General features: G+C 72.2%; 16 protein-coding genes. 6 read left to right on the top strand and 10 right to left on the bottom strand.

Going from position 1 to position 17552, the window contains the following annotated elements; genetic code table 11:
- The coding region (locus STRAU_RS33660) for a VWA domain-containing protein (RefSeq protein WP_158692190.1) at nucleotides 1-1071 on the top strand (1071 nt) is incomplete at its 5' end.
- Nucleotides 1072-1152: 81 nt separating this feature from the next.
- Here STRAU_RS33660 and STRAU_RS33655 read toward each other — a convergent pair.
- Nucleotides 1153-1617, bottom strand: a complete 465-nt coding sequence (locus tag STRAU_RS33655; protein ID WP_203227500.1) for a hypothetical protein — start codon at nucleotides 1615-1617, stop codon at nucleotides 1153-1155.
- Nucleotides 1618-1912: 295 nt separating this feature from the next.
- Here STRAU_RS33655 and metG point away from each other — a divergent pair, with 295 nt between their 5' ends.
- Complete coding sequence (gene metG / locus STRAU_RS33650) at nucleotides 1913-3541, top strand: methionine--tRNA ligase (protein ID WP_016644886.1); 1629 nt, start codon at nucleotides 1913-1915, stop codon at nucleotides 3539-3541.
- A gap of 56 nt (nucleotides 3542-3597) precedes the next feature.
- Here metG and STRAU_RS33645 read toward each other — a convergent pair whose 3' ends face one another.
- Nucleotides 3598-4185 (bottom strand): TetR/AcrR family transcriptional regulator, encoded by a 588-nt coding sequence (locus STRAU_RS33645; protein WP_016644885.1) that lies wholly within the window; start codon nucleotides 4183-4185, stop codon nucleotides 3598-3600.
- A 116-nt stretch (nucleotides 4186-4301) separates the two neighbouring features.
- Between STRAU_RS33645 and STRAU_RS33640 the strand changes: the two genes are divergently transcribed.
- On the top strand, nucleotides 4302-5171 hold the full coding sequence (locus STRAU_RS33640) for an NAD(P)-dependent oxidoreductase (RefSeq protein WP_016644884.1): 870 nt from the start codon (nucleotides 4302-4304) through the stop codon (nucleotides 5169-5171).
- A 12-nt stretch (nucleotides 5172-5183) separates the two neighbouring features.
- Here the strand turns inward: STRAU_RS33640 and STRAU_RS33635 are convergent, their stop codons facing one another.
- Both STRAU_RS33635 and STRAU_RS33630 read right to left on the bottom strand, forming a co-directional pair.
- Nucleotides 5184-5378 carry a DUF397 domain-containing protein gene (locus STRAU_RS33635; RefSeq protein ID WP_016644883.1) on the bottom strand — a complete coding sequence of 65 codons (195 nt, stop codon included), beginning with the start codon at nucleotides 5376-5378 and terminating at the stop codon, nucleotides 5184-5186.
- A 3-nt stretch (nucleotides 5379-5381) separates the two neighbouring features.
- Nucleotides 5382-6233 carry a helix-turn-helix domain-containing protein gene (locus tag STRAU_RS33630; RefSeq protein WP_016644882.1) on the bottom strand — a complete coding sequence of 284 codons (852 nt, stop codon included), beginning with the start codon at nucleotides 6231-6233 and terminating at the stop codon, nucleotides 5382-5384.
- 243 nt (nucleotides 6234-6476) lie between these two features.
- Between STRAU_RS33630 and STRAU_RS33625 the strand changes: the two genes are divergently transcribed.
- Entirely contained in the window at nucleotides 6477-6944 is a 468-nt protein-coding gene (locus STRAU_RS33625) for an ATP-binding protein (RefSeq protein ID WP_037663643.1), read from the top strand.
- Nucleotides 6945-7005: 61 nt separating this feature from the next.
- Here the strand turns inward: STRAU_RS33625 and STRAU_RS33620 are convergent, their stop codons facing one another.
- Entirely contained in the window at nucleotides 7006-8517 is a 1512-nt protein-coding gene (locus tag STRAU_RS33620; RefSeq protein ID WP_016644880.1) for an MFS transporter, read from the bottom strand.
- A 243-nt stretch (nucleotides 8518-8760) separates the two neighbouring features.
- Here STRAU_RS33620 and STRAU_RS33615 point away from each other — a divergent pair, with 243 nt between their 5' ends.
- Nucleotides 8761-8955, top strand: coding sequence for a hypothetical protein (locus STRAU_RS33615; RefSeq protein WP_037663642.1), 195 nt, complete (start codon nucleotides 8761-8763; stop codon nucleotides 8953-8955).
- Between the two features lie 99 nt (nucleotides 8956-9054).
- On the opposite strand, the gene STRAU_RS33610 is transcribed toward STRAU_RS33615, so the two are convergent.
- The 4 genes from STRAU_RS33610 to STRAU_RS33595 all read right to left on the bottom strand — a co-directional run bounded on the left by STRAU_RS33610 (nucleotide 9055) and on the right by STRAU_RS33595 (nucleotide 14827).
- Nucleotides 9055-10638 carry an ABC transporter substrate-binding protein gene (locus STRAU_RS33610; RefSeq protein WP_016644878.1) on the bottom strand — a complete coding sequence of 528 codons (1584 nt, stop codon included), beginning with the start codon at nucleotides 10636-10638 and terminating at the stop codon, nucleotides 9055-9057.
- Between the two features lie 40 nt (nucleotides 10639-10678).
- Nucleotides 10679-12874, bottom strand: coding sequence for a P-loop NTPase family protein (locus tag STRAU_RS33605; RefSeq protein ID WP_016644877.1), 2196 nt, complete (start codon nucleotides 12872-12874; stop codon nucleotides 10679-10681).
- Nucleotides 12875-13016: 142 nt separating this feature from the next.
- Nucleotides 13017-14201, bottom strand: a complete 1185-nt coding sequence (locus tag STRAU_RS33600) for a winged helix DNA-binding domain-containing protein (protein ID WP_016644876.1) — start codon at nucleotides 14199-14201, stop codon at nucleotides 13017-13019.
- Complete coding sequence (locus tag STRAU_RS33595; protein WP_016644875.1) at nucleotides 14198-14827, bottom strand: TetR/AcrR family transcriptional regulator; 630 nt, start codon at nucleotides 14825-14827, stop codon at nucleotides 14198-14200. The genes STRAU_RS33600 and STRAU_RS33595 overlap by 4 nt, the downstream gene beginning before the upstream one ends.
- Nucleotides 14828-15040: 213 nt before the next feature.
- Here STRAU_RS33595 and STRAU_RS33590 point away from each other — a divergent pair, with 213 nt between their 5' ends.
- Nucleotides 15041-15424, top strand: coding sequence for a VOC family protein (locus tag STRAU_RS33590; protein ID WP_016644874.1), 384 nt, complete (start codon nucleotides 15041-15043; stop codon nucleotides 15422-15424).
- 78 nt (nucleotides 15425-15502) lie between these two features.
- On the opposite strand, the gene aspS is transcribed toward STRAU_RS33590, so the two are convergent.
- Nucleotides 15503-17305, bottom strand: a complete 1803-nt coding sequence (aspS, locus tag STRAU_RS33585; RefSeq protein ID WP_016644872.1) for an aspartate--tRNA ligase — start codon at nucleotides 17303-17305, stop codon at nucleotides 15503-15505.
- Between the last annotated feature and the right edge of the window lie 247 nt (nucleotides 17306-17552).

Below are 17552 nucleotides of genomic sequence, written 5' to 3'. Positions count from 1 at the left end.
GGTGCCCCCACGGCCCCCGAACCCCCCACCCCCGCAATCCCCGAACAAACCGCCGCCCCCGCTCCCGCGATCCCCGAGCCAGCCGCCGCTCCTGCTCCCGCGATCCCCGAGCAGATCGCCACCCCCGCTCCCGCCGAAGAGCCCCAGGCCGACGCCGAGCCGTCGCCCGCCGAAGGCGACGTTCCCCCCGCCGCGGCACCCCCGGCCGACGCCGAGCCGGCCCCGGCCGCTCCCCCTGTGGGCACCTGGTCCGCCCAGGGGGCGGAACGGGTGGGCACAGCCCCGGCCGACAGCACCGACAACGACAAGGGCACCCTGCCCAACCCCCCGGCGGAGCCGGAACAGGCCGCACCCCCGGCGGAGCCCGAAGCCGCCCCCGGGCCGGAGGCCGAGCCCCGGCCGGAGGCCAAGCCCGCGCTGGCCCTGGCCAGGGTCAAGGCGAAGGCCCCCGGCCTCGCCACCGCCTACAAAGCCGCGGGCGCAGCCTTGCGCAAGGGCGGCCAAGCAGGAAAGCGGGCCCAGGTCTACCTGGTCCTCGACCGCTCGGGGTCGATGCGTCCGTACTACAAGGACGGCTCCGCCCAGAACCTCGCCGACCAGACCCTCGCCCTGGCCGCCCACACGGACCCCACCGCCACCGTCCACCTCGTCTTCTTCTCGACGGACATCGACGGCACCGCGGACCTCACCCTCGCCGACCACCACGAGAACCGGGTCGACGAACTGCACGCGGCCTGCGGCCGCATGGGCCGCACCAGCTACCACCGCGCCATCGAGGAGGTCGTGGCGCACTACGAGAAGTCGGACCACGCGGGCGAACCGGCCCTGGTGATCTTCCAGACGGACGGCGCCCCGGACACCAAGGGCCCCGCCACCCAGGCCCTGGCGGACGCCGCCCGCCACCCCCTGTTCTTCTCGTTCGTCGCCTTCGGCGAGAAGGACAGCAAGGCGTTCGACTACCTCCGCAGGCTCAAGGCCGACAACGCCGCGCACTTCCTCGCGGGCCCCGACCCCAGGGAGCTCACGGACAAGGAGCTGTACGAGGGCGCCCTCGCGTCCTGGCGCCCGTAGGCACCCCATCGGCACGGCGCCCACAGCAAGGGGCCGGGCCCGCGAAGGGCCCGGCCGATGTGCGTGGTGCGGTGCGGCAGGTCAGTGGTCGGTGCCGGAGGCCCAGATCGCTCGGCTGCCGTCGTAGATCACGACATTGCCGTCGTCCTGGACGACGAGCCGCGAGCCGGGGTGCCCGGCCGTGTGCGAGGCCCAGACCGCGCGCCCGCTGCGGGTGTAGACGACGAGGTTGCCGTCCTCCTGGAAGCGCGTGGTCCAGCCCTGGCCGACGGTCCGGGAGGCCCATCTGGCCCGGTTGAACTCGTCGTAGATGACGAGGTTGCCGTCGGACTGCATGACCAGCCTTGCCGTGTTGGAGCTCACGGACTCGTTGTGGTTGAGGGTGAAGGGGGCGTACCGCACCTGGTCGGCGAGCGGCCCCGGCTTGGCCGCGCTGCTCGCGGCGGACGCAGATGCCTGGTCCGAGGGAGCCGCGCTCGCCTGGCCGATCAGGGTCACGGACGCGAGTGCGACGGCTACGAGAAGCGTGCTTGCTTTCTTCCCCACGAAAACGAACTCCTTGCGTCAGGCAGTTCATTCACGGGCGCCCGGTCGGGCGCCGCACCGGGACTCTGACACCGCCGACGTGCCGGAGGGATCGGTTCCGTAGGCGGTTGGCGGGTTTATGCACGCCTTCGTCCTGAAAGCTTCCTTCACGCCTTGGCCACACTTCACTCACACCTTGCCCACCCAGCACCCCCACCGCACCCTTCTTCCAGCCACACTCCACCCGTGCCCGCCCCGCGTCTCACGCCGCGTACGCATGTGAATCGATCTTCCGCGGGCCGTTAGGATTTCGACCATGGCGGCCACTGGATCCGAGAAGCAGGGGGCGGCGAACGGCGTGCAGTCGTTCTACGTATCGACCCCCATTTACTACGTCAACGACGCTCCTCACCTGGGCCACGCCTACACGACCGTCGCAGGCGACGTGCTCACGCGCTGGCACCGTCAGCGCGGCGAGAAGGTGTGGTACCTCACCGGCACGGACGAGCACGGTCAGAAGATCATGCGCACGGCCGAGACGAACGGGGTCTCCCCGCAGGAGTGGTGCGACAAGCTCGTGGAGGAGGCTTGGCGGCCCCTCTGGGAGCACCTGAACATCGCGAACGACGACTTCATCCGCACCACGGAGAAGCGGCACACGGACCGGGTGCAGGAGTTCGTCCAGGATCTCTACGACAAGGGCGAGATCTACAAGGGCGGGTACGAGGGCCCGTACTGCGTGGGGTGTGAGGAGTACAAGCTCCCCGGCGAGCTCCTCGACGGCGAGGGTGAGTACGCGGGCCAGAAGCTCTGCCCGATCCACAAGAAGCCGGTCGAGCTGCTCAGCGAGGAGAACTACTTCTTCAAGCTGAGCGAGTACGGCGACAAGCTGCTCGAGCACTACGCGGCCCACCCGGACTTCATCCAGCCCGAGTCGGCGCGCAACGAGGTCGTGAACTTCGTCAAGCAGGGGCTTCAGGATCTTTCGATCTCCCGGTCCACCTTCGACTGGGGCGTTCCGGTTCCCTGGGACCCGAAGCACGTCATCTACGTGTGGGTCGACGCGCTGCTGAACTACGCGACCGCCGTCGGGTACAACGAGAACCCGGCGAAGTTCGGCGACACCTTCCCGGCGAACGTGCACCTCGTCGGCAAGGACATCCTCCGCTTCCACGCGGTCATCTGGCCCGCGATGCTGATGGCGCAGGGCCTGCCGCTGCCCGGGAAGATCGCCGCCAACGGCTGGCTGATGGTCGGCGGCGAGAAGATGTCCAAGTCCAACCTGACCGGCATCAAGCCGCAGGACCTGACGTCCCACTTCGGCGTGGACGCGTACCGCTGGTACTTCCTGCGGGCCATCGCCTTCGGCCAGGACGGCTCGTTCTCCTGGGAGGACTTCACCGCCCGCTACACCAGCGAGCTCGCCAACGACTACGGCAACCTCGCCTCGCGCGTCGCCGCCATGGTCGGCAAGTACTTCGGCGGGGCGCTGCCCGCCGACGAGGCGCCCGGCGAGGCCGAGCAGGCGGTCCGGGACGGGCTCGCCAAGGCGGTCGCGGAGGCCGACCGGCGCGTCGGCGACGAGCTCGACTTCCAGGGCGGCATCCTCGCCGTCTTCGACTTCGTGAAGCAGGTCAACGGCTACATCACGGAGCAGGAGCCGTGGAAGGTCGCCAAGGACGAGTCGCCCGAGGGCAGGGCGCGCCTCGCGACCATCCTGTACACGGCCGCCGAGTCGCTGCGCGCGGTGGCGGTGCTCCTGAACCCCGTCATGCCCGAGACCTCCCAGAAGCTCTGGGACTCCCTCGGCGCGGAGGCCCCGCTGGGCGCCCTCGCCGAGCAGCGGGTGGGGGACGCGGGCACGTGGGGTCTGCTGCCGGCCGGGGCCACGGTCACCAAGGGCGCGGTGCTGTTCCCGCGCCTGGAGGAGCCGAAGAAGGCGTGACGTACGACTGACGTACGCGGGGAAGGGCCCGGAACCGAACGGTTCCGGGCCCTTTCCTATGCCCGATACGTACGCAGCAGGCGCGCCAGCTGCCGGCCCGCCGCCCGCAAGGGCTCCTCGCTGCGGCTGACCTGGGCGGTCACCTCCGCGCCCTCCAGCGTGCTGATGACGGTGGTGGCGACCTCGGCGGCGTCCTCGGCGGTGAAGCCGGACGCGAGCAGCTTCTCGGCGACGATGTGCTCCCAGGCGCGCAGGGCGTCGGCGCACGCGCGCTGTATGTCGGAGTCGGTGCCGAGGGTCTCCAGGGCGGCGGCGGTGACGGGGCAGCCGTCGGTCCAGCCCGACTCCCGCAGCCCGACGGCCAGGTCGGCGGCGCATGCCTCGATGGCGGCCGCCGGGTCGTCCTCGCGGCGGAGGGCGTCCTCGAGGAGCAGGGCGAACTCCTTCGCCCCGTGCTTGATCGCGGCGACGGCGACGGTCTCCTTTCCGCCCGGGAAGAAGTGGTAGACGGAGCCGAGCGTGGCCTGCGCCTCCTTGGCGATCTGCTTGATGCTGGTGCCGACGTAGCCCTGCCGCTGGATGAGCCGCGCGGTGACCAGGACGATCCGCTCGCGGGTGCTGGGGGGCGCGGTGTACAGACTCATCCCGCCACCTTACCCGCCACTAAATAGAGCGCTCGTTCTAGAGCTGTGCTACGTTTCACCGCGGCGCTAAATAGAGCGCTCGTTTTAGTAACGATACGTACGCACCGGAGGCGCTCATGTCACAGTCCGTCACTGTCATCGGTCTCGGCCCCATGGGGCAGGCGATGGCCGCCGCGTATCTGGACCGCGGCTACGAGGTCACGCTCTGGAACCGCACCGCGTCCCGGGCGGACGCCCTGGTGGCGCGCGGCGCCAAGCTGGCCGCCACCCCCGAACAGGCGCTGTCGGCCAATGAGTTGGTGATACTGAGCCTGATCGACTACGACGCGATGTACGGCGTGCTCGAGGGCGCGGAGGAGGCGGTCGCGGGCCGGGTGCTGGTGAACCTCAGCTCGGACACCCCGGAGAAGGCCCGCGCGGCCGCGCGCCGGGTGGCGGAGCTGGGCGGCACGCACCTCACCGGCGGCGTCCTCTCGCCGCCGCCGGGGATCGGCAGCCCGGACATGTCGACGTTCTACAGCGGCCCGCGCGCCGCGTACGACCAGCACCGCGCGGCCCTCGAAGTGATCACCGGCAAGACGGACTACCGGGGCGAGGACCCGGGCCTGGCCGCCCTCATGTACCAGCTCAACATGGTCGTCTTCTGGCCGGCGATGCTCTCGTACTGGCAGGCCGTGGCCCTGGCCGACGCGCACGGGCTCACGGCGGCGGACATCGCCCCGTACGTCTCCGAGAACTTCGCGGGGATGGGGCAGTTCATCGACTTCTACGCGGCCCGCATCGACGCCGGCAACCACGCCGGCGACGTCGACCGCCTCTCGATGGGCGTCGCCAGCATGGAACACGTCGTCCACACGAACGCGGACTCGGGCGTGGACACGGCGTTCCCGCGTGCGGTCCTCGACGCGTTCCACCGGGGCGCCGACGCCGGTTTCGGCGCGGACAGCTTCTCCAGCGTGATCAAACTGATGAAGAAGCAGCCCTGACCGGGGGGCGTGCTACCGGACGGCCGGTCCTCCCGCCAGGGAGCGCAGGAGGGCGGCCAGTCCTTCCCGGGTGACGGTGAGGACGCGGTCCGGGTCGTCGCTCTCGCGGAGGAGCAAGGTGGTGTCGGTGGCTGCCAGTTCCACGCACGCGGAGCCGTCCGAGCCGCTGGAGTAGGACGACTTCTGCCACGGGTGCCGCTGGGTCACGTTCTACAGCTCCTTCGCCAGGCGGTGGATGTAGCCGCGCGTCTCCGCGGGTCCCAGGGACGCCGAGACCACTTTACGGACCAGCATGCGGGCCGACTGGAGTTGGGCGGCGGCGTCCAGTAAAGCGGAGCCCTTGGGCGTGTCCTGCTGGACGGTGTCCAGCGCCGGGACCTGGCCCCGGAAGTAGAGCAGCGCGGCGCTGGCGCCCGCGAAGCCGTCCACGTCGAAGGGGATCACCCGGATCGTGAAGGTGCCGCTCTCCGACTGGCGCAGCACCGCCTCGAGTTGGGTCCGCGCGACGCGGCGGTCCGCCACCCGCGTGCGCAGGACGGACTCGTGCAGGACGGCCACGTACGGCGCCGCGCCGTCCCGCATGAGCGCCTCCCGGCGGCGCATGCGGTGCTCGACCCGCAGCTCGAGGTCCCGCGGCGGCAGCTCCGGGCGCCAGTAGGCGAACACCGCGTGCGCGTACGCCTCGGTCTGCAGGATGCCGGGGACGTGCGCGGTGCCGACCTCCTGGATGTACGTCGCGTGGTGCTCCACTTCCGCGAGGTCCAGGAAGGCGGCGGGCAGCACGCCCCGGTACTCCTCCCACCAGCCGCGCGTACGCTCCGTGGCCATCGCGGCCAGCGCGTCGACCAACTCGGCGTCGGCGCAGGCGTAGTGCGCCGCGAGGCTGCGCACCCGCTGCTCGCTGACCCCGGCGATGCCGGACTCCATCTGACTCATCTGCGCCGAGGTCGAACCGAGCAGCTCAGCCACCTCGCGCGCGGTCATCCCCGCGGCGTCGCGCAGCCTGCGCAACTCCGTACCGAGGCGTACCTGACGTGCGGTGGGCTGATTCCTCGGCGGCATTCGCACCTACCTCAACAGAGCTTGATCCAGGGAACGTTGACGACCCTCGTTCGGGTGCAGGTTACGCGAGCGTGTTGCCGAGGCAGAAATTAATGCCTTACCTTCAGTGACGTGTCGACCACCCTCAGCAATCCCCAGCAGGTCGGAAGCGCACCGCACCGCCCCGCCACGGCGGCATCGGCAGGCCACCGGCACGGGAGCGCCGAACGTCCCCGACTCCACTTCTACCGACTGGAGTTCCGCATGCCCGAGAGCAACGACACCGGCGACGACACCACACCCCCACACACACCTGCTCCCACCCCCTGGCAGTACACCCTCCACATCCCCAACGATCTACGAGCCGTCACGATCTGCCGTCGCACCCTCGGTGTGATCCTGACCGCCCACGGCCTCCCCCACCTGTCCGACGCGGCGGAGCTGGTCGCGACCGAGCTGGTGGCCAACGCCGTGACGCACACGAAGGGGCCCGCGGCCCTCCGGCTCGCCTGGGCCGAGGGCATCCTGCGCATCGAGGTGTGGGACGCCGACCCGACCCCGCCACAGGCGCCCGCGCCCCCCGCGCGGGACACCATGCTGCGGGAGGCGGGCCGCGGTCTCGCCCTGGTGAAGGGCTGCGCCGACGGCTGGGGCTGGTACCGCCTGGGCGGCTCCCAGCTCCCGGACGGGGAAGGCAAGTTCGTCTGGTGCGAGCTGGCCGAGGCGGCCTGAGGCGGCGGAGGCCCGAGGCCGGCCCGGGCGGCCCGCGCCGCGCACAGCCGGCCCGCGCCGCCTACGGGAGCGGGGCCGTCTCCTCCGCGTGTTCCGGAGCCGACGGCCCCCGCCCCGGCCGCCGTCCACCCGCCCCAAGGAGTGCCCCGGCCACACCCGCCGCCACCAGCAGGATCACGAAGCCCACCAGGAGCGCGCTCGTGTAGCCGTGCACCACGGCCGCCGTCGGGTCCGCGCCGCGGTGCGAGGCCGCGTACGCCGCGGCCGCGCTCGACGCGACCGTGTTGAGCAGGGCTGTGCCGAGCGCCGCCCCCAACTGCTGGGACGCGTTGTACGCGGCCGACGCGGCGCCGATGTCGTGGCCCCGCATGCCGGCCGTCGCCAGGCTCGCCGTCGGCGGCAGCACACAGCCGAGGCCGAGGCCGGTGAGGGTCAGGGACGGGACGAGGTAGAGCCAGAAGACGTGGCCGCTGTCCGGGGTCAGGGTGGTGAGGATCAGCATGCCGGCGGCCGCCGCGAGGAGGCCCGGTACGACGAGGGTCACCGGCCGCACCCGGCCGTGCAGCTTCCCCGCGACCAACGTCGCGCCGACCAGGGCCGCGAGCGCGTTGACGATCAGCGTCAGGCCCGCCTCCACCGGCGAATAGCCGAGCACCGTCTGGGTGTAGTAGCTCATGAAGAGGTAGAAGCCGAACGCCGCGACGAACAGCAGCGTCACCGCGAGCAGCGCGCCCGCGCGGGCCCGGTGCAGCAGGATCCGCGGGGCCAGGAGGGGCCGGGGCGCGCGGAGTTCGACGGCGACGAAGGCGGCGAGCAGGGCGACGCCCACGGCCAGGAGGGCCAGCACGCGGGCCGAGCCCCACCCCCTCGGCTCCGCCTCGTTGAACGCGTACACGACGGCCGCGAAACCGCCCGCGCTGAGCAGCGCGCCCGGCACGTCGAGGCGACCGCCGCGCCCGGCCGGGGCCTCGACGGGGCCCTCGGCGCGGGCCCCGGCGGGGCGGTCCCGGGGCACGAACGCCGTCCCGAGCACCGCGAGCAGCGCCACCGGCACGTTCACGTACAGGCACCACCGCCAACTCGCGTACTCCGTGAGCAGCCCGCCGGCCACCAGGCCCACCGCCGAACCGGCCGCGCCGACGGCCGCGAACACGCCGAACGCCCGGCCGCGGGCGCGCGGTTCGGTGAAGGTGAGGGTGAGCAGGGAGAGGCCGGCGGGCGCGAGCAGCGCGGCGAACGCCCCTTGCAGGGCCCGGGCCCCGAACAGCGTCCCGGGGTTCGCCGCCGCCCCGCCCAGCGCCGACGCGGCGGCGAAGCCGACCAGGCCGGCGACGAACGCCCGGCGGTGGCCGAGCGCCCCGCTGACCCGGCCGCCGATGAGCAGCAGGCCGCCGAACGCCAGCGCATACGCGGTGATCGCCCACTGGCGGGCGGCGTCGGACATGCCGAGCGCGTGCTGCGCGGAGGGCAGCGCGATGTTCACGATCGTCCCGTCCAGGACGACGAGGAGCTGGGCGGCGCTCACGGCGAGCAGCGTCCACCGGCGACCGGTCTGGTTGTCTGCAGCAATCATGGATTCAAGCTTTTCGTTGAAGCTGATCCGGAGAGCTGGGCGCGAGACCGGCCTGGTGGGGCGGGGTCCGGGGCGCGTGAAGTCTCAAGCCGGGGTGGAAGGCCGCCGAACTCGTCGGCACCGCGCACCGTGAGCAGCGACACAGTTTGAACGTGGCTTGATCTGGACGGTGACAGTGAGCTGTTGATCACTTAGTGACGGGACTCACTTCGTCTTCACGCCGACGCACGTACGCTTCACAGTATGGCCACGAATCCCGCTTCCGAGAGCCGGCGGTCGGCGCGCACCGCCGACGAGGTGAACGAGGAGATCCGTGCGCTGTGGCTGCGCTGCGGCGGGCGGCTGAGCACCGACCAGCGGCGCGAGTACCAACGCCTCGTGACCGAGTGGGCAGCGGCGGAGGCAGAGGCCCACCGCTCCCCAACGAGGGCGGCCTGAGCGCATTAGAGCCCGTCCGGCGTTTGAGGACGAGCCCGAAGGGCGATCTGCGGCACACCGGCCCAGGTGCACCTCCATACGGCTCGCCCGACCGGCAGGTCACCCCGTGCCGCTGGGCACCACGCAGTCCTTCGGCTGCGGGCGACGCTCCGGCCACCCCAGCCCCGCGAACGCGAGCCGCCGCGTACGCGGATCCAGCTCGACGACGGCCACCGGCTTGTCGTAGGGGTTGCCCGCGTTGGTGAGGCACACCCACCCACTGGTTCCGGCCACCCGGTGCGCGGACTCGAGCCGCGGCCACTGGGCGGACACGCGCTCGCGGGGCGGCACCGCGCCGGGCGACTGCGCGTTCGCCATGAACACGGCCTTCGCGATGGTGCGCATCCCGTCGTGCACCAGCATCGTGCGGGAGTCGTCCAGATCGACCGGGCCGATGTCCCCGGCGCCCTGCCGCTGGGCGAGCCGGCGCAGCTCCTCCAGCTCCTCCTGCGGCTCCGTCAGGTAGGCGGGACGCTCCTTCTCCCCGCTGAGCTCCCGCGACCAGGCCGAGGGGTGGGCGGGCGCCGTGTACTGCACGGTGACCGCGGCCTCCTTGGCCCCCGCGTCGCCCTGGAGCTTCTTCCAGTCGGCGTCGCTCATGTACCGGTCGAGCGTCGCCGCCCCCGACCCGCTCACGATCTTGTAGCGCTTCCCGTGGCACGACACCTCCGCCAGTTTGATCGCGAACAGGCGCAGATGGACGGGGCGTCCGGCGAAGTAGACGACGTTCGCCGGGGACCGGCAGATGTTGTGGCCGATGAGGGTGAAGTCGTTGCCCGTCTCACCCGGGTCGTTGATCGACGGCGAGACGAACTCCTGGTCCTTGGCGCCGGGCGGCCCCTTCTCGTCCCGGCTGAACGCCCGCGCCAGCGAGTCGACGTAGATGTCGTCCGGGCGGGTGTCCTTGACCAGGACGGTCTTCTCGTCGGGCAGACCGCCGTGGAACGCGGCGAGCGCCTCGGCCTGCTGCCGGTTGGTGGGGATCACCCGGGCCAGGCCCTTGAAGCGTGGCTTGGCCGTGGAGCCCTCGTCGTTGGCGAGCTCGTCGGCGCTGGCGCGGCTGATCAGGACGGGGATGTTCAGCTCATTGGTGAGCCGGTCCACGGCGTCGACCGTGTTGCGCAGGCTCAGATTGAAGCCGGTGACGGCGCGCAGGTTGTGTTTCGTGGAGTCCGCGAGCTTCGCCAGTTCGTCGACGACCCGCTCCTGCTGGCCGTAGTTCCGGCCGGGGTTGGCGAGCACCAGCCGGATCAGCGGCCTCTCCTCGGCGCGGTTCGCGCGGTACTGCCCGAGATACGCGCCCTGTACGTCGCTGCGCAACTGCTCGCGCTCGGCGTCCGATTCGGGCTGCAGCGGGAGCATCAGGGCGACCGTGATGTGCGGTCGGCCGTCGATACGCCGGTTCTCCTCGGCGATCGCGTCGCTGACCCTGCCGATGGCCGAGGTACCGAAGTCGTAACCGGAGCCGTTGATTCCGATGCACTCGCCGCCGTGCTTCTCCACGCCGTCGGCGCAGGTGTCGGGGCCGCCCACGTTCCGGGGGACGACGATGCCCGCCGCCGTGACCACGGCGACGACGGCCAGGACCGTCACGGCCTTCTTCAGGCGGGTGGCCCACAGATGGTTGTACAGCCAGTTCAGCACCGCAGCGCCCCCTCCTGGGCAGGTTCCACCGGACGTCGCGCTAGCCGAGGTGCCGCGTGCACGTGCACGGCTTCAACGGCTGTCTCTCCTGGGCCAGTTGGGCCCACTCACCGGCCTTGCGGGTCAGCACCTCGGTGCCCGGCACCGGCTCGTCGCCGAGCCGGTCCAGCAACTGCCGCCAGGTGCCGGTCAGCGCCTGGTCCACCGGGCGCGTGCGGTCCTCGTACAGCCACACCGCGTGCAGCAGCCGGTCGATGCGGCGCCGCAGCCAGTCGCCGCCGGCCGGCGGGGCCTCGCCGAGGGCGCGGGCGTGCCGGTCGTCCGTGCCGCCGCCCAGCGGGACGGCGCACGGGGCGCCCGCGATCGCGAGCAGCTCCTCGCACCACTCGGCCATGCCACGGGTGGCGTCCCGCAGCGGAAAGGCCCTGGTCAGGTGGTCCACGGCCGCCTCCACGCCACCCGCGGCCAGGTGGTGGTGGGCCGCGTGCGCGGCGGCGGTGCCGCACTGGTCGTCCGGGGCGGAGGGGAAGAGGCCCGCGAAGTGGTCCCGGAGCAGTTCGTGGTCGGCCCGCCAGGCATCGCCGTGTTGCCCCGTCCGGTACAGCCGCCGCATCAGCAGATGGCGCAGCCCCCGGTCGCCGATGAAGTGGCGCGGACAGTGCGGCCAGCCGCTGTCGGCGAGGAGTTCGGCGACGCGGTACGCGGACAGGCGCTCGTCGCGGCCCTCCTGCCGGGCCAGCAGCAACTTCTGCGCGCAGTTGCCGGTGTGCGCGACCGACAGATGGCCCAGCAGGTCCAGCCAGTGGTCGTGCTGTTCGGGCGGCAGCTCCTCGGGGAGCTGCCGGGTGATCAGGTCGTCCAGGAGCAGGTCCGCGACGGGCACCGGCCGCCCCTCCGGCTCGTCCCCCGCCCGCACCGGCGCGTCGAGCAGGTCCCAGTCGGTGAACGCGGCCGGGTCCCGCACCCGCAGCGACGCCGCGCCCTCGCCGAGCCGCGCGACGAACCGGGGCCGCCCGCCGCTGAGCCGGTGGATGCCGCTCTCGACGCGCAGCCGCGAGGCGTGCTCGCCCGGCTGGTGGCCCAAGGTGCCCGCGCCGCTCCCCCGCCCATGCCCCCGCAGCCGCGCCACCTCGTTGTTCTGCTGCTCGGTCGTCAGCGTCGGCATCCGGACGAGCAGCGCGCCCCGCGCGGGCGCGACCAGGCCCGGTACGCCGCCCTGCGCCCGCCGCCACACCGGCAGGCCCCCGTCCGCGGGGCCCCAGGCCGCCACCGCCTCCGCGTCGGCGTCCGTCGACCGGTACAGGAAGCGGCCGCCGTCCGCGCGCCGGGCCGTCGCGAACACCACCACGCGGTCGTGGTGCCCGCTCTCCCGGTCGAGCAGCACCGGCCGCAGCAGCCGCCTGCCGAGCGCGTTGTCCGCGTGGTCGAGCAGCACCGCCGGCCGCCCGGCCCGCGCCATCCGCCCCCGCACCGACGCGTACGCGGCCTCGACGTCCTCGCGCAGCGCCCGGAACAGGAAGCTCTCCGCGTTGGCGCGCCCCTCGCCGCCCTGCTGGAAGTCGACGCTCAGCGCGTGCAGGCCGAGCCGCGGGTGCCCGGCCGCGCCCGAGTAGGCGCCGTAGCAGTCCTCCAGGGCCGCCTTGCCCTCCGAGGAGACCCGCTCGAAGAGTTCGTCGAGGATGGCGGTGATGAGCGGGGTGGCCAGGGGCTGGGCGGCGAGGAGGGCCGCGAGCGCGGCGAGGTAGTGGCGGAACGCGCGGTGCAGGACGCCACCCCAGAACGACCCGCGCGGCAGCAGGTCGTCGTGCCTGCGCACCTCTTCCAGGCCGGTCGCCGAGCCCGCGAGCGGATCACCGGCGGCGACGGCCACCAGGCCCGCGTACAGCCGGGGCACCGCGATCGGACCGCCGTCCCCGCCCCACGCGCCGAACTGGACGGCCATCTCCCGCAGGGCCTCGGTGACTTCGGAGCGCGTGCTCGGGTGCTGACCGGCGCGTTCGGCGTGCGCGGGGGCGGCGCAGTCGGCGTGGACGGCGGGCACATGGCGCCCGAACTCGTCGCGTACGCAGCGCAGCAGCCGCCCCTTGCCCATGCCGGGGCCGCCGGTGAGGAACACCACCGGCAGGTCGGGGCCGTACAGGAGCGGGCGGTTGCGGCCCTTGAGTGTCTTGCCGAGCAGCCGGGCGACCAGGCCGTCGTCGTCCAGCAGCTTGCTGAATCCCAGGTCGTCGGACACCGGCCCCCCGATGTGTCGCCGTTCCGCACCTGTGCGCTGCGTACACACGTGCTGTGCGTGTGATGAACCGTCAGGGTAGTGGAGCGACTTGCGGATGGCAGCGGAAAGTCCGAGACAGACTTGCGCGCGCGGCGGACACGCTTCAGCGCTTGGGGCCCGCCAACTCCCGCTCCAGCGGCGTCCGGTACGCGGGGGTGACCCGCACCGGACCGAGCCACGCACCGAGTTCCGCGGCCCGCTCCGCCACCGCCGTACGCGCTCCCGCACCCACATCCTCCAGGAGCCGGAACACCACCTCGCCGTCCGCGCGCTGCGCCCACGCCCCGACGATCCGGCCGTCGGCCCACACGGTCGGGCCGATGTTGCCGTTGCGGTCGAAGAGGGCGGGCACGTGCGCCGGGTCGAGGTGGAAGGCGCGGTGGCGGCGGCCCATGGAGGTGGGGTCGAGGCCGGGCAGCAGCGCCACCCAGGACTCCGGGGCGGGCACGGGCTCCTCGTCGTCGGGGGCGAGGTAGCCGGTGGTGCCGTCGTCCAGGTCCACGTCCCGCGCGCCCGTCGCGGCCAGCGCCTTGCGCGCGTCCGTGAGCGTCCAGCCGGTCCACCACTTCAGGTCGTCGACGGTGACAGGGCCGAAGGCGTACAGATAGCGGCGGGCGAGGGCGGCCTTGGCGGCGAGCGGGTCCGGGTCGTGCGCCGGGGGCTCGGGCGCGACGGTCCACCGGAACTGGCCGGAGGTCCACGCGCCGCGCGGCCGGGCCCGCCGGATCCGCCCCTCGGCCGCGAGCACCCGCAGCATCCGTGAGCCCGCGGTCTGCCACGCCGCGTACGACTTGCCGGGGCTGACGAGCACCTTCTCCCCCAGCTCCGGTACGTCGCGGGCGAGTTCGGCGGCGCCCGCCATGCCCCGGGCGGCCAGCGCGGCGAGCGCGGCCCGCTCCACGGCGGCGTACCGGCGCTCGTCCCAGCCCAGCTGGGCGACGAACGCCAGAGATCCCGCGCGCTCCTTGGCGGCCACGGCCCGCGCGGTGGAGGCGTGCACGAGGGGCGCGAGCGGCGTCGGCACCACGAACATGGTGCGCCGCATGCACAGCATCCGCGTGACCGTCAGGTCGTCGTAGAGCCCCCGCTCGACCTCCGCGACGGACGGCTCCGCGAGCCGCGCCGCGGCGGACAGATAGACGGTCGCGGGGTCGGTGGCGTGCAGGCCGATGAGGGCCTCGGCGACGTCCTCGATCCGCTCGGCGCGGGCGCCGGGGGCCAGCAGCTGCCGGACGCCGAGCCGGGCGCGCCGCTCGGCGTCGGTGACGGCGGCCCGCCGGGCGATCATCGTCCGGCCTCCGCGCCCTCGCCCGTACCCGCGTCGGCGCCGAGCGCCGGATTGGGCACGAGGATGCGCCGCAGCACCCGCTCGACCTCGGCCCGGGTGGGCGGTTCCGGCGCGGCGAGGGCCCGCAGGCTCACCCCCATGAGCGCGGCGCCGGCGGCCTCGGCGGTGTCCGCGTCGGTGTAGTGCGCCAGGGCCCGCACGGAGAGCCGGTGGTGCTGCTCGGCGATCTCCCGCAGGGCGGGGCGGCGCATGGCGGCGGCGTACAGCTCGAACTCGACCACCTGCCGGTCGCGTTCGGGCCCGTCCTCGGGCGGCAGGACGGCGTCGGCGAGCAGCACGGCGCACTGCTCGGCGGTGAGGCCGGGGCGGCGCGCGACCCACTCGTCGAGATACGCGCCGAAGCGTTCCACGGAGCGGCGCAGGGCGGCCGCGATCAGATCGTCCTTCGTGGCGAAGTGGTACGTCGTCGCGCCCAGCGGCACCCCGGCCTCGGCGGCGACCGCGCGGTGCGTGAGCCCCTCGATGCCGCGCTCGGCGATGACCCGTTCGGTGGCGGCGGTGATCTCCTCGATCCGCTGCTCGGGATCACGGCGCCGCCGCTTGGCGGGGGGCTGGCCGGGGGGCATGGGGGCTCCTGGGCGGGTCGGAGATGGCCGTATCAGTACGTACGTACTGTAATGGCATCCCCGCACAGCAGTCGAGTCCGCGGATCGGCAGCCCTAGATCGAGGCGAGATGTCCGTATTGCACCCTCGCGCCATCTGCTCTACAGTACAGATGTACTAGTAATCACCCTCCGCCCTACCCACCCCCCACACACGAGCCCTCGAGGTGATCCGAATGAAGTCCCCCACCATCACTCCGTGCTTCGGCGTCAAGGACACCCAGGCGTCCGTCGACTTCTACGAGAAGATCGGCTTCACGGCCCTGCCCGCCGGTGACAACCCCGACGACGACCTGCGCATCCTGCTGTTCGAGGGCGGGTTCGCGCTGATGGTCCACCGCGAGGACCAGCTGCGCGAGTGGCTGCCGGTGCTCAAGGACACCCCGATCGGCGCGTTCGGCATGTTCTACCTGGCCGTATCGGACTTCGACGCGTACGTGGCGAAGATCCGCCCGCTGGTGAACGTCATCAAGGAGACCGAGGTCGACGGCCGCAGGATCTTCTACTTCACGACGCCCGACGGCCACGTCATCGGCGTCAACCAGAGCCAGGAGTGGTGACCGCACCTGAGCGCACAGCAAGAGGGGCCCGGAACCGACACGGTTCCGGGCCCCTCCTTTGCGTACCTCGTACGAGGACTACTTGGCGTCCTGCTCACCCTGGCCGGAGGCCGTCTTCGCGGCAGCGGCCGGCTTGCGCAGCGAGATGTTCAGCTCTCGGAGGCGGGCCTCCTCCAGCACGCTCGGGGCGCCCATCATCAGGTCCTGGGCGTTGCCGTTGAGCGGGAAGGCGATCGTCTCGCGGATGTTCGGCTCGTCGGCGAGGAGCATCACGATGCGGTCGACGCCCGGGGCGATGCCGCCGTGCGGCGGGGCGCCGAGGCGGAAGGCGCGGAGCATGCCCGCGAACTCCTGCTCGACGGTCTCGGCGTCGTAGCCCGCGATCTCGAACGCCTTCAGCATGACCTCGGGCTCGTGGTTCCGGATGGCCCCGGAGGACAGCTCGATGCCGTTGCAGACGATGTCGTACTGCCAGGCCAGGATGTCGAGGGGGTCCTTCTCCTCCAGGTCCTTCATGCCGCCCTGGGGCATGGAGAACGGGTTGTGGGAGAAGTCGATCTTCCCGGTCTCCTCGTCCTTCTCGTACATCGGGAAGTCGACGATCCAGCAGAAGCGGAAGACGTTCTCCTCGAAGTGGCCCGCGCGCTTGGCGGCCTCGACGCGGACCGCGCCCATGATCTTCGAGACCTCGTCGAAGTCGCCCGCGCCGAAGAAGACGGCGTGGCCGGGGGCGAGGGAGAGGCGCTTGGTGAGCTCCTCCGTGTTCGCCTCCGTCAGGAACTTGGCGATGGGGCCCGCGAACGCGCCGTCCTCGCCGACGCGGATCCAGGCCAGGCCCTTCGCGCCGTGCTCGACCGCGTACTCACCGAGGCCGTCGAAGAACTTGCGGGACTGCGACGCGGTGTCCGGCACCGGCAGGGCGCGCACGTGCTTGCCCGCGAACGCCTTGAACTCCGAGTCCGCGAACACGTCCGTGATGTCGACGAGTTCGAGCTTGGCGCGCAGGTCGGGCTTGTCGTTGCCGTACTTCAGCATCGACTCGCGGAACGGGATGCGCGGGAACGGCGACGTGACCTCGCGGCCGTTGCCGAACTCCGTGAACAGCTCCGTCATCAGCTTCTCGATGGGCTGGAAGACGTCCTCCTGCTCGACGAAGGACATCTCCACGTCGAGCTGGTAGAACTCGCCCGGCGAGCGGTCCGCGCGGGCGTCCTCGTCGCGGAAGCAGGGCGCGATCTGGAAGTACCGGTCGAAGCCGGAGATCATCAGGAGCTGCTTGAACTGCTGCGGGGCCTGCGGCAGGGCGTAGAACTTGCCGGGGTTCAGGCGGGACGGGACGACGAAGTCGCGCGCGCCCTCGGGGGAGGTCGCGGTGAGGATCGGCGTCGCCATCTCGTTGAAGCCGAGGGCCACCATCTTGGAGCGGATCGAGGCGATCACGGCGCTGCGCAGCATGATGTTGCGGTGCATGCGCTCGCGGCGCAGGTCGAGGAAGCGATACTCCAGGCGGCGCTCCTCGTTGACGCCGTCGTCCGCGTTCACCGTGAAGGGCAGCGGTCCGGCCGCGCCGAGCACCTCGACCTCGGTGGCCTCGATCTCGACCTCGCCGGTGGGCAGCTCCGGGTTCACGTTCTCCGCGCCGCGGGAGACGACCTTGCCGTCGACACGGACGACCGTCTCCTTGGACAGCTTGTCCAGGGTCTCGGCCGCGGCGGTGCCGGGGCGGGCCACGAGCTGGGTGATGCCGTGGTGGTCGCGCAGATCGATGAAGAGGATGCCGCCCAGGTCGCGCCGATTGTGCAGCCATCCGCTGAGCCGGACGTCGGTGCCGACGTCAGAGGCGCGGAGCTCACCGCACGTGTGCGACCTGTACCGATGCATCGTCGTTCATCCAGTCTTTCGGTATCGGGGGTGCCTGCCCCGGGACGTCCCCGGACGGCCGTGAAAAGGGTGCTGGCAGTCAAGGCTACCGTCCGGCGGAAGATCCCTTCGCCCGCGTTTTCGGGCTGGGCCCGGGCCCCACGCCCCATACCCCCTGAGCCGGGCCCCCTCCCCCGGCCCCCTTGAGCACCCCGGGTCCGACAGTCACGGGCGGGCGGGTGGGAACAGCCGCCGCGCAGCGGCGGCG

Origin of the sequence: Streptomyces aurantiacus JA 4570 (assembly GCF_000414115.1) — a bacterium.
GTDB lineage: Bacteria > Actinomycetota > Actinomycetes > Streptomycetales > Streptomycetaceae > Streptomyces > Streptomyces aurantiacus_A.
Note: the sequence above shows the minus strand (reverse complement) of the source record. Positions and strands in the feature narration are given on the sequence as shown.

What these genes read in the sequence shown, in the direction of transcription:
- metG (WP_016644886.1), top strand. Translation starts at nt 1,913, where the DNA reads ATGGCGGCCACTGGATCCGAGAAGCAGGGGGCGGCGAACGGCGTGCAG.
- STRAU_RS33645 (WP_016644885.1), bottom strand. Translation starts at nt 4,185, where the DNA reads ATGAGTCTGTACACCGCGCCCCCCAGCACCCGCGAGCGGATCGTCCTG.
- STRAU_RS33640 (WP_016644884.1), top strand. Translation starts at nt 4,302, where the DNA reads ATGTCACAGTCCGTCACTGTCATCGGTCTCGGCCCCATGGGGCAGGCG.
- STRAU_RS33630 (WP_016644882.1), bottom strand. Translation starts at nt 6,233, where the DNA reads ATGCCGCCGAGGAATCAGCCCACCGCACGTCAGGTACGCCTCGGTACG.
- STRAU_RS33625 (WP_037663643.1), top strand. Translation starts at nt 6,477, where the DNA reads ATGCCCGAGAGCAACGACACCGGCGACGACACCACACCCCCACACACA.
- STRAU_RS33620 (WP_016644880.1), bottom strand. Translation starts at nt 8,517, where the DNA reads ATGATTGCTGCAGACAACCAGACCGGTCGCCGGTGGACGCTGCTCGCC.
- STRAU_RS33615 (WP_037663642.1), top strand. Translation starts at nt 8,761, where the DNA reads ATGGCCACGAATCCCGCTTCCGAGAGCCGGCGGTCGGCGCGCACCGCC.
- STRAU_RS33600 (WP_016644876.1), bottom strand. Translation starts at nt 14,201, where the DNA reads ATGATCGCCCGGCGGGCCGCCGTCACCGACGCCGAGCGGCGCGCCCGG.
- STRAU_RS33595 (WP_016644875.1), bottom strand. Translation starts at nt 14,827, where the DNA reads ATGCCCCCCGGCCAGCCCCCCGCCAAGCGGCGGCGCCGTGATCCCGAG.
- STRAU_RS33590 (WP_016644874.1), top strand. Translation starts at nt 15,041, where the DNA reads ATGAAGTCCCCCACCATCACTCCGTGCTTCGGCGTCAAGGACACCCAG.
- aspS (WP_016644872.1), bottom strand. Translation starts at nt 17,305, where the DNA reads ATGCATCGGTACAGGTCGCACACGTGCGGTGAGCTCCGCGCCTCTGAC.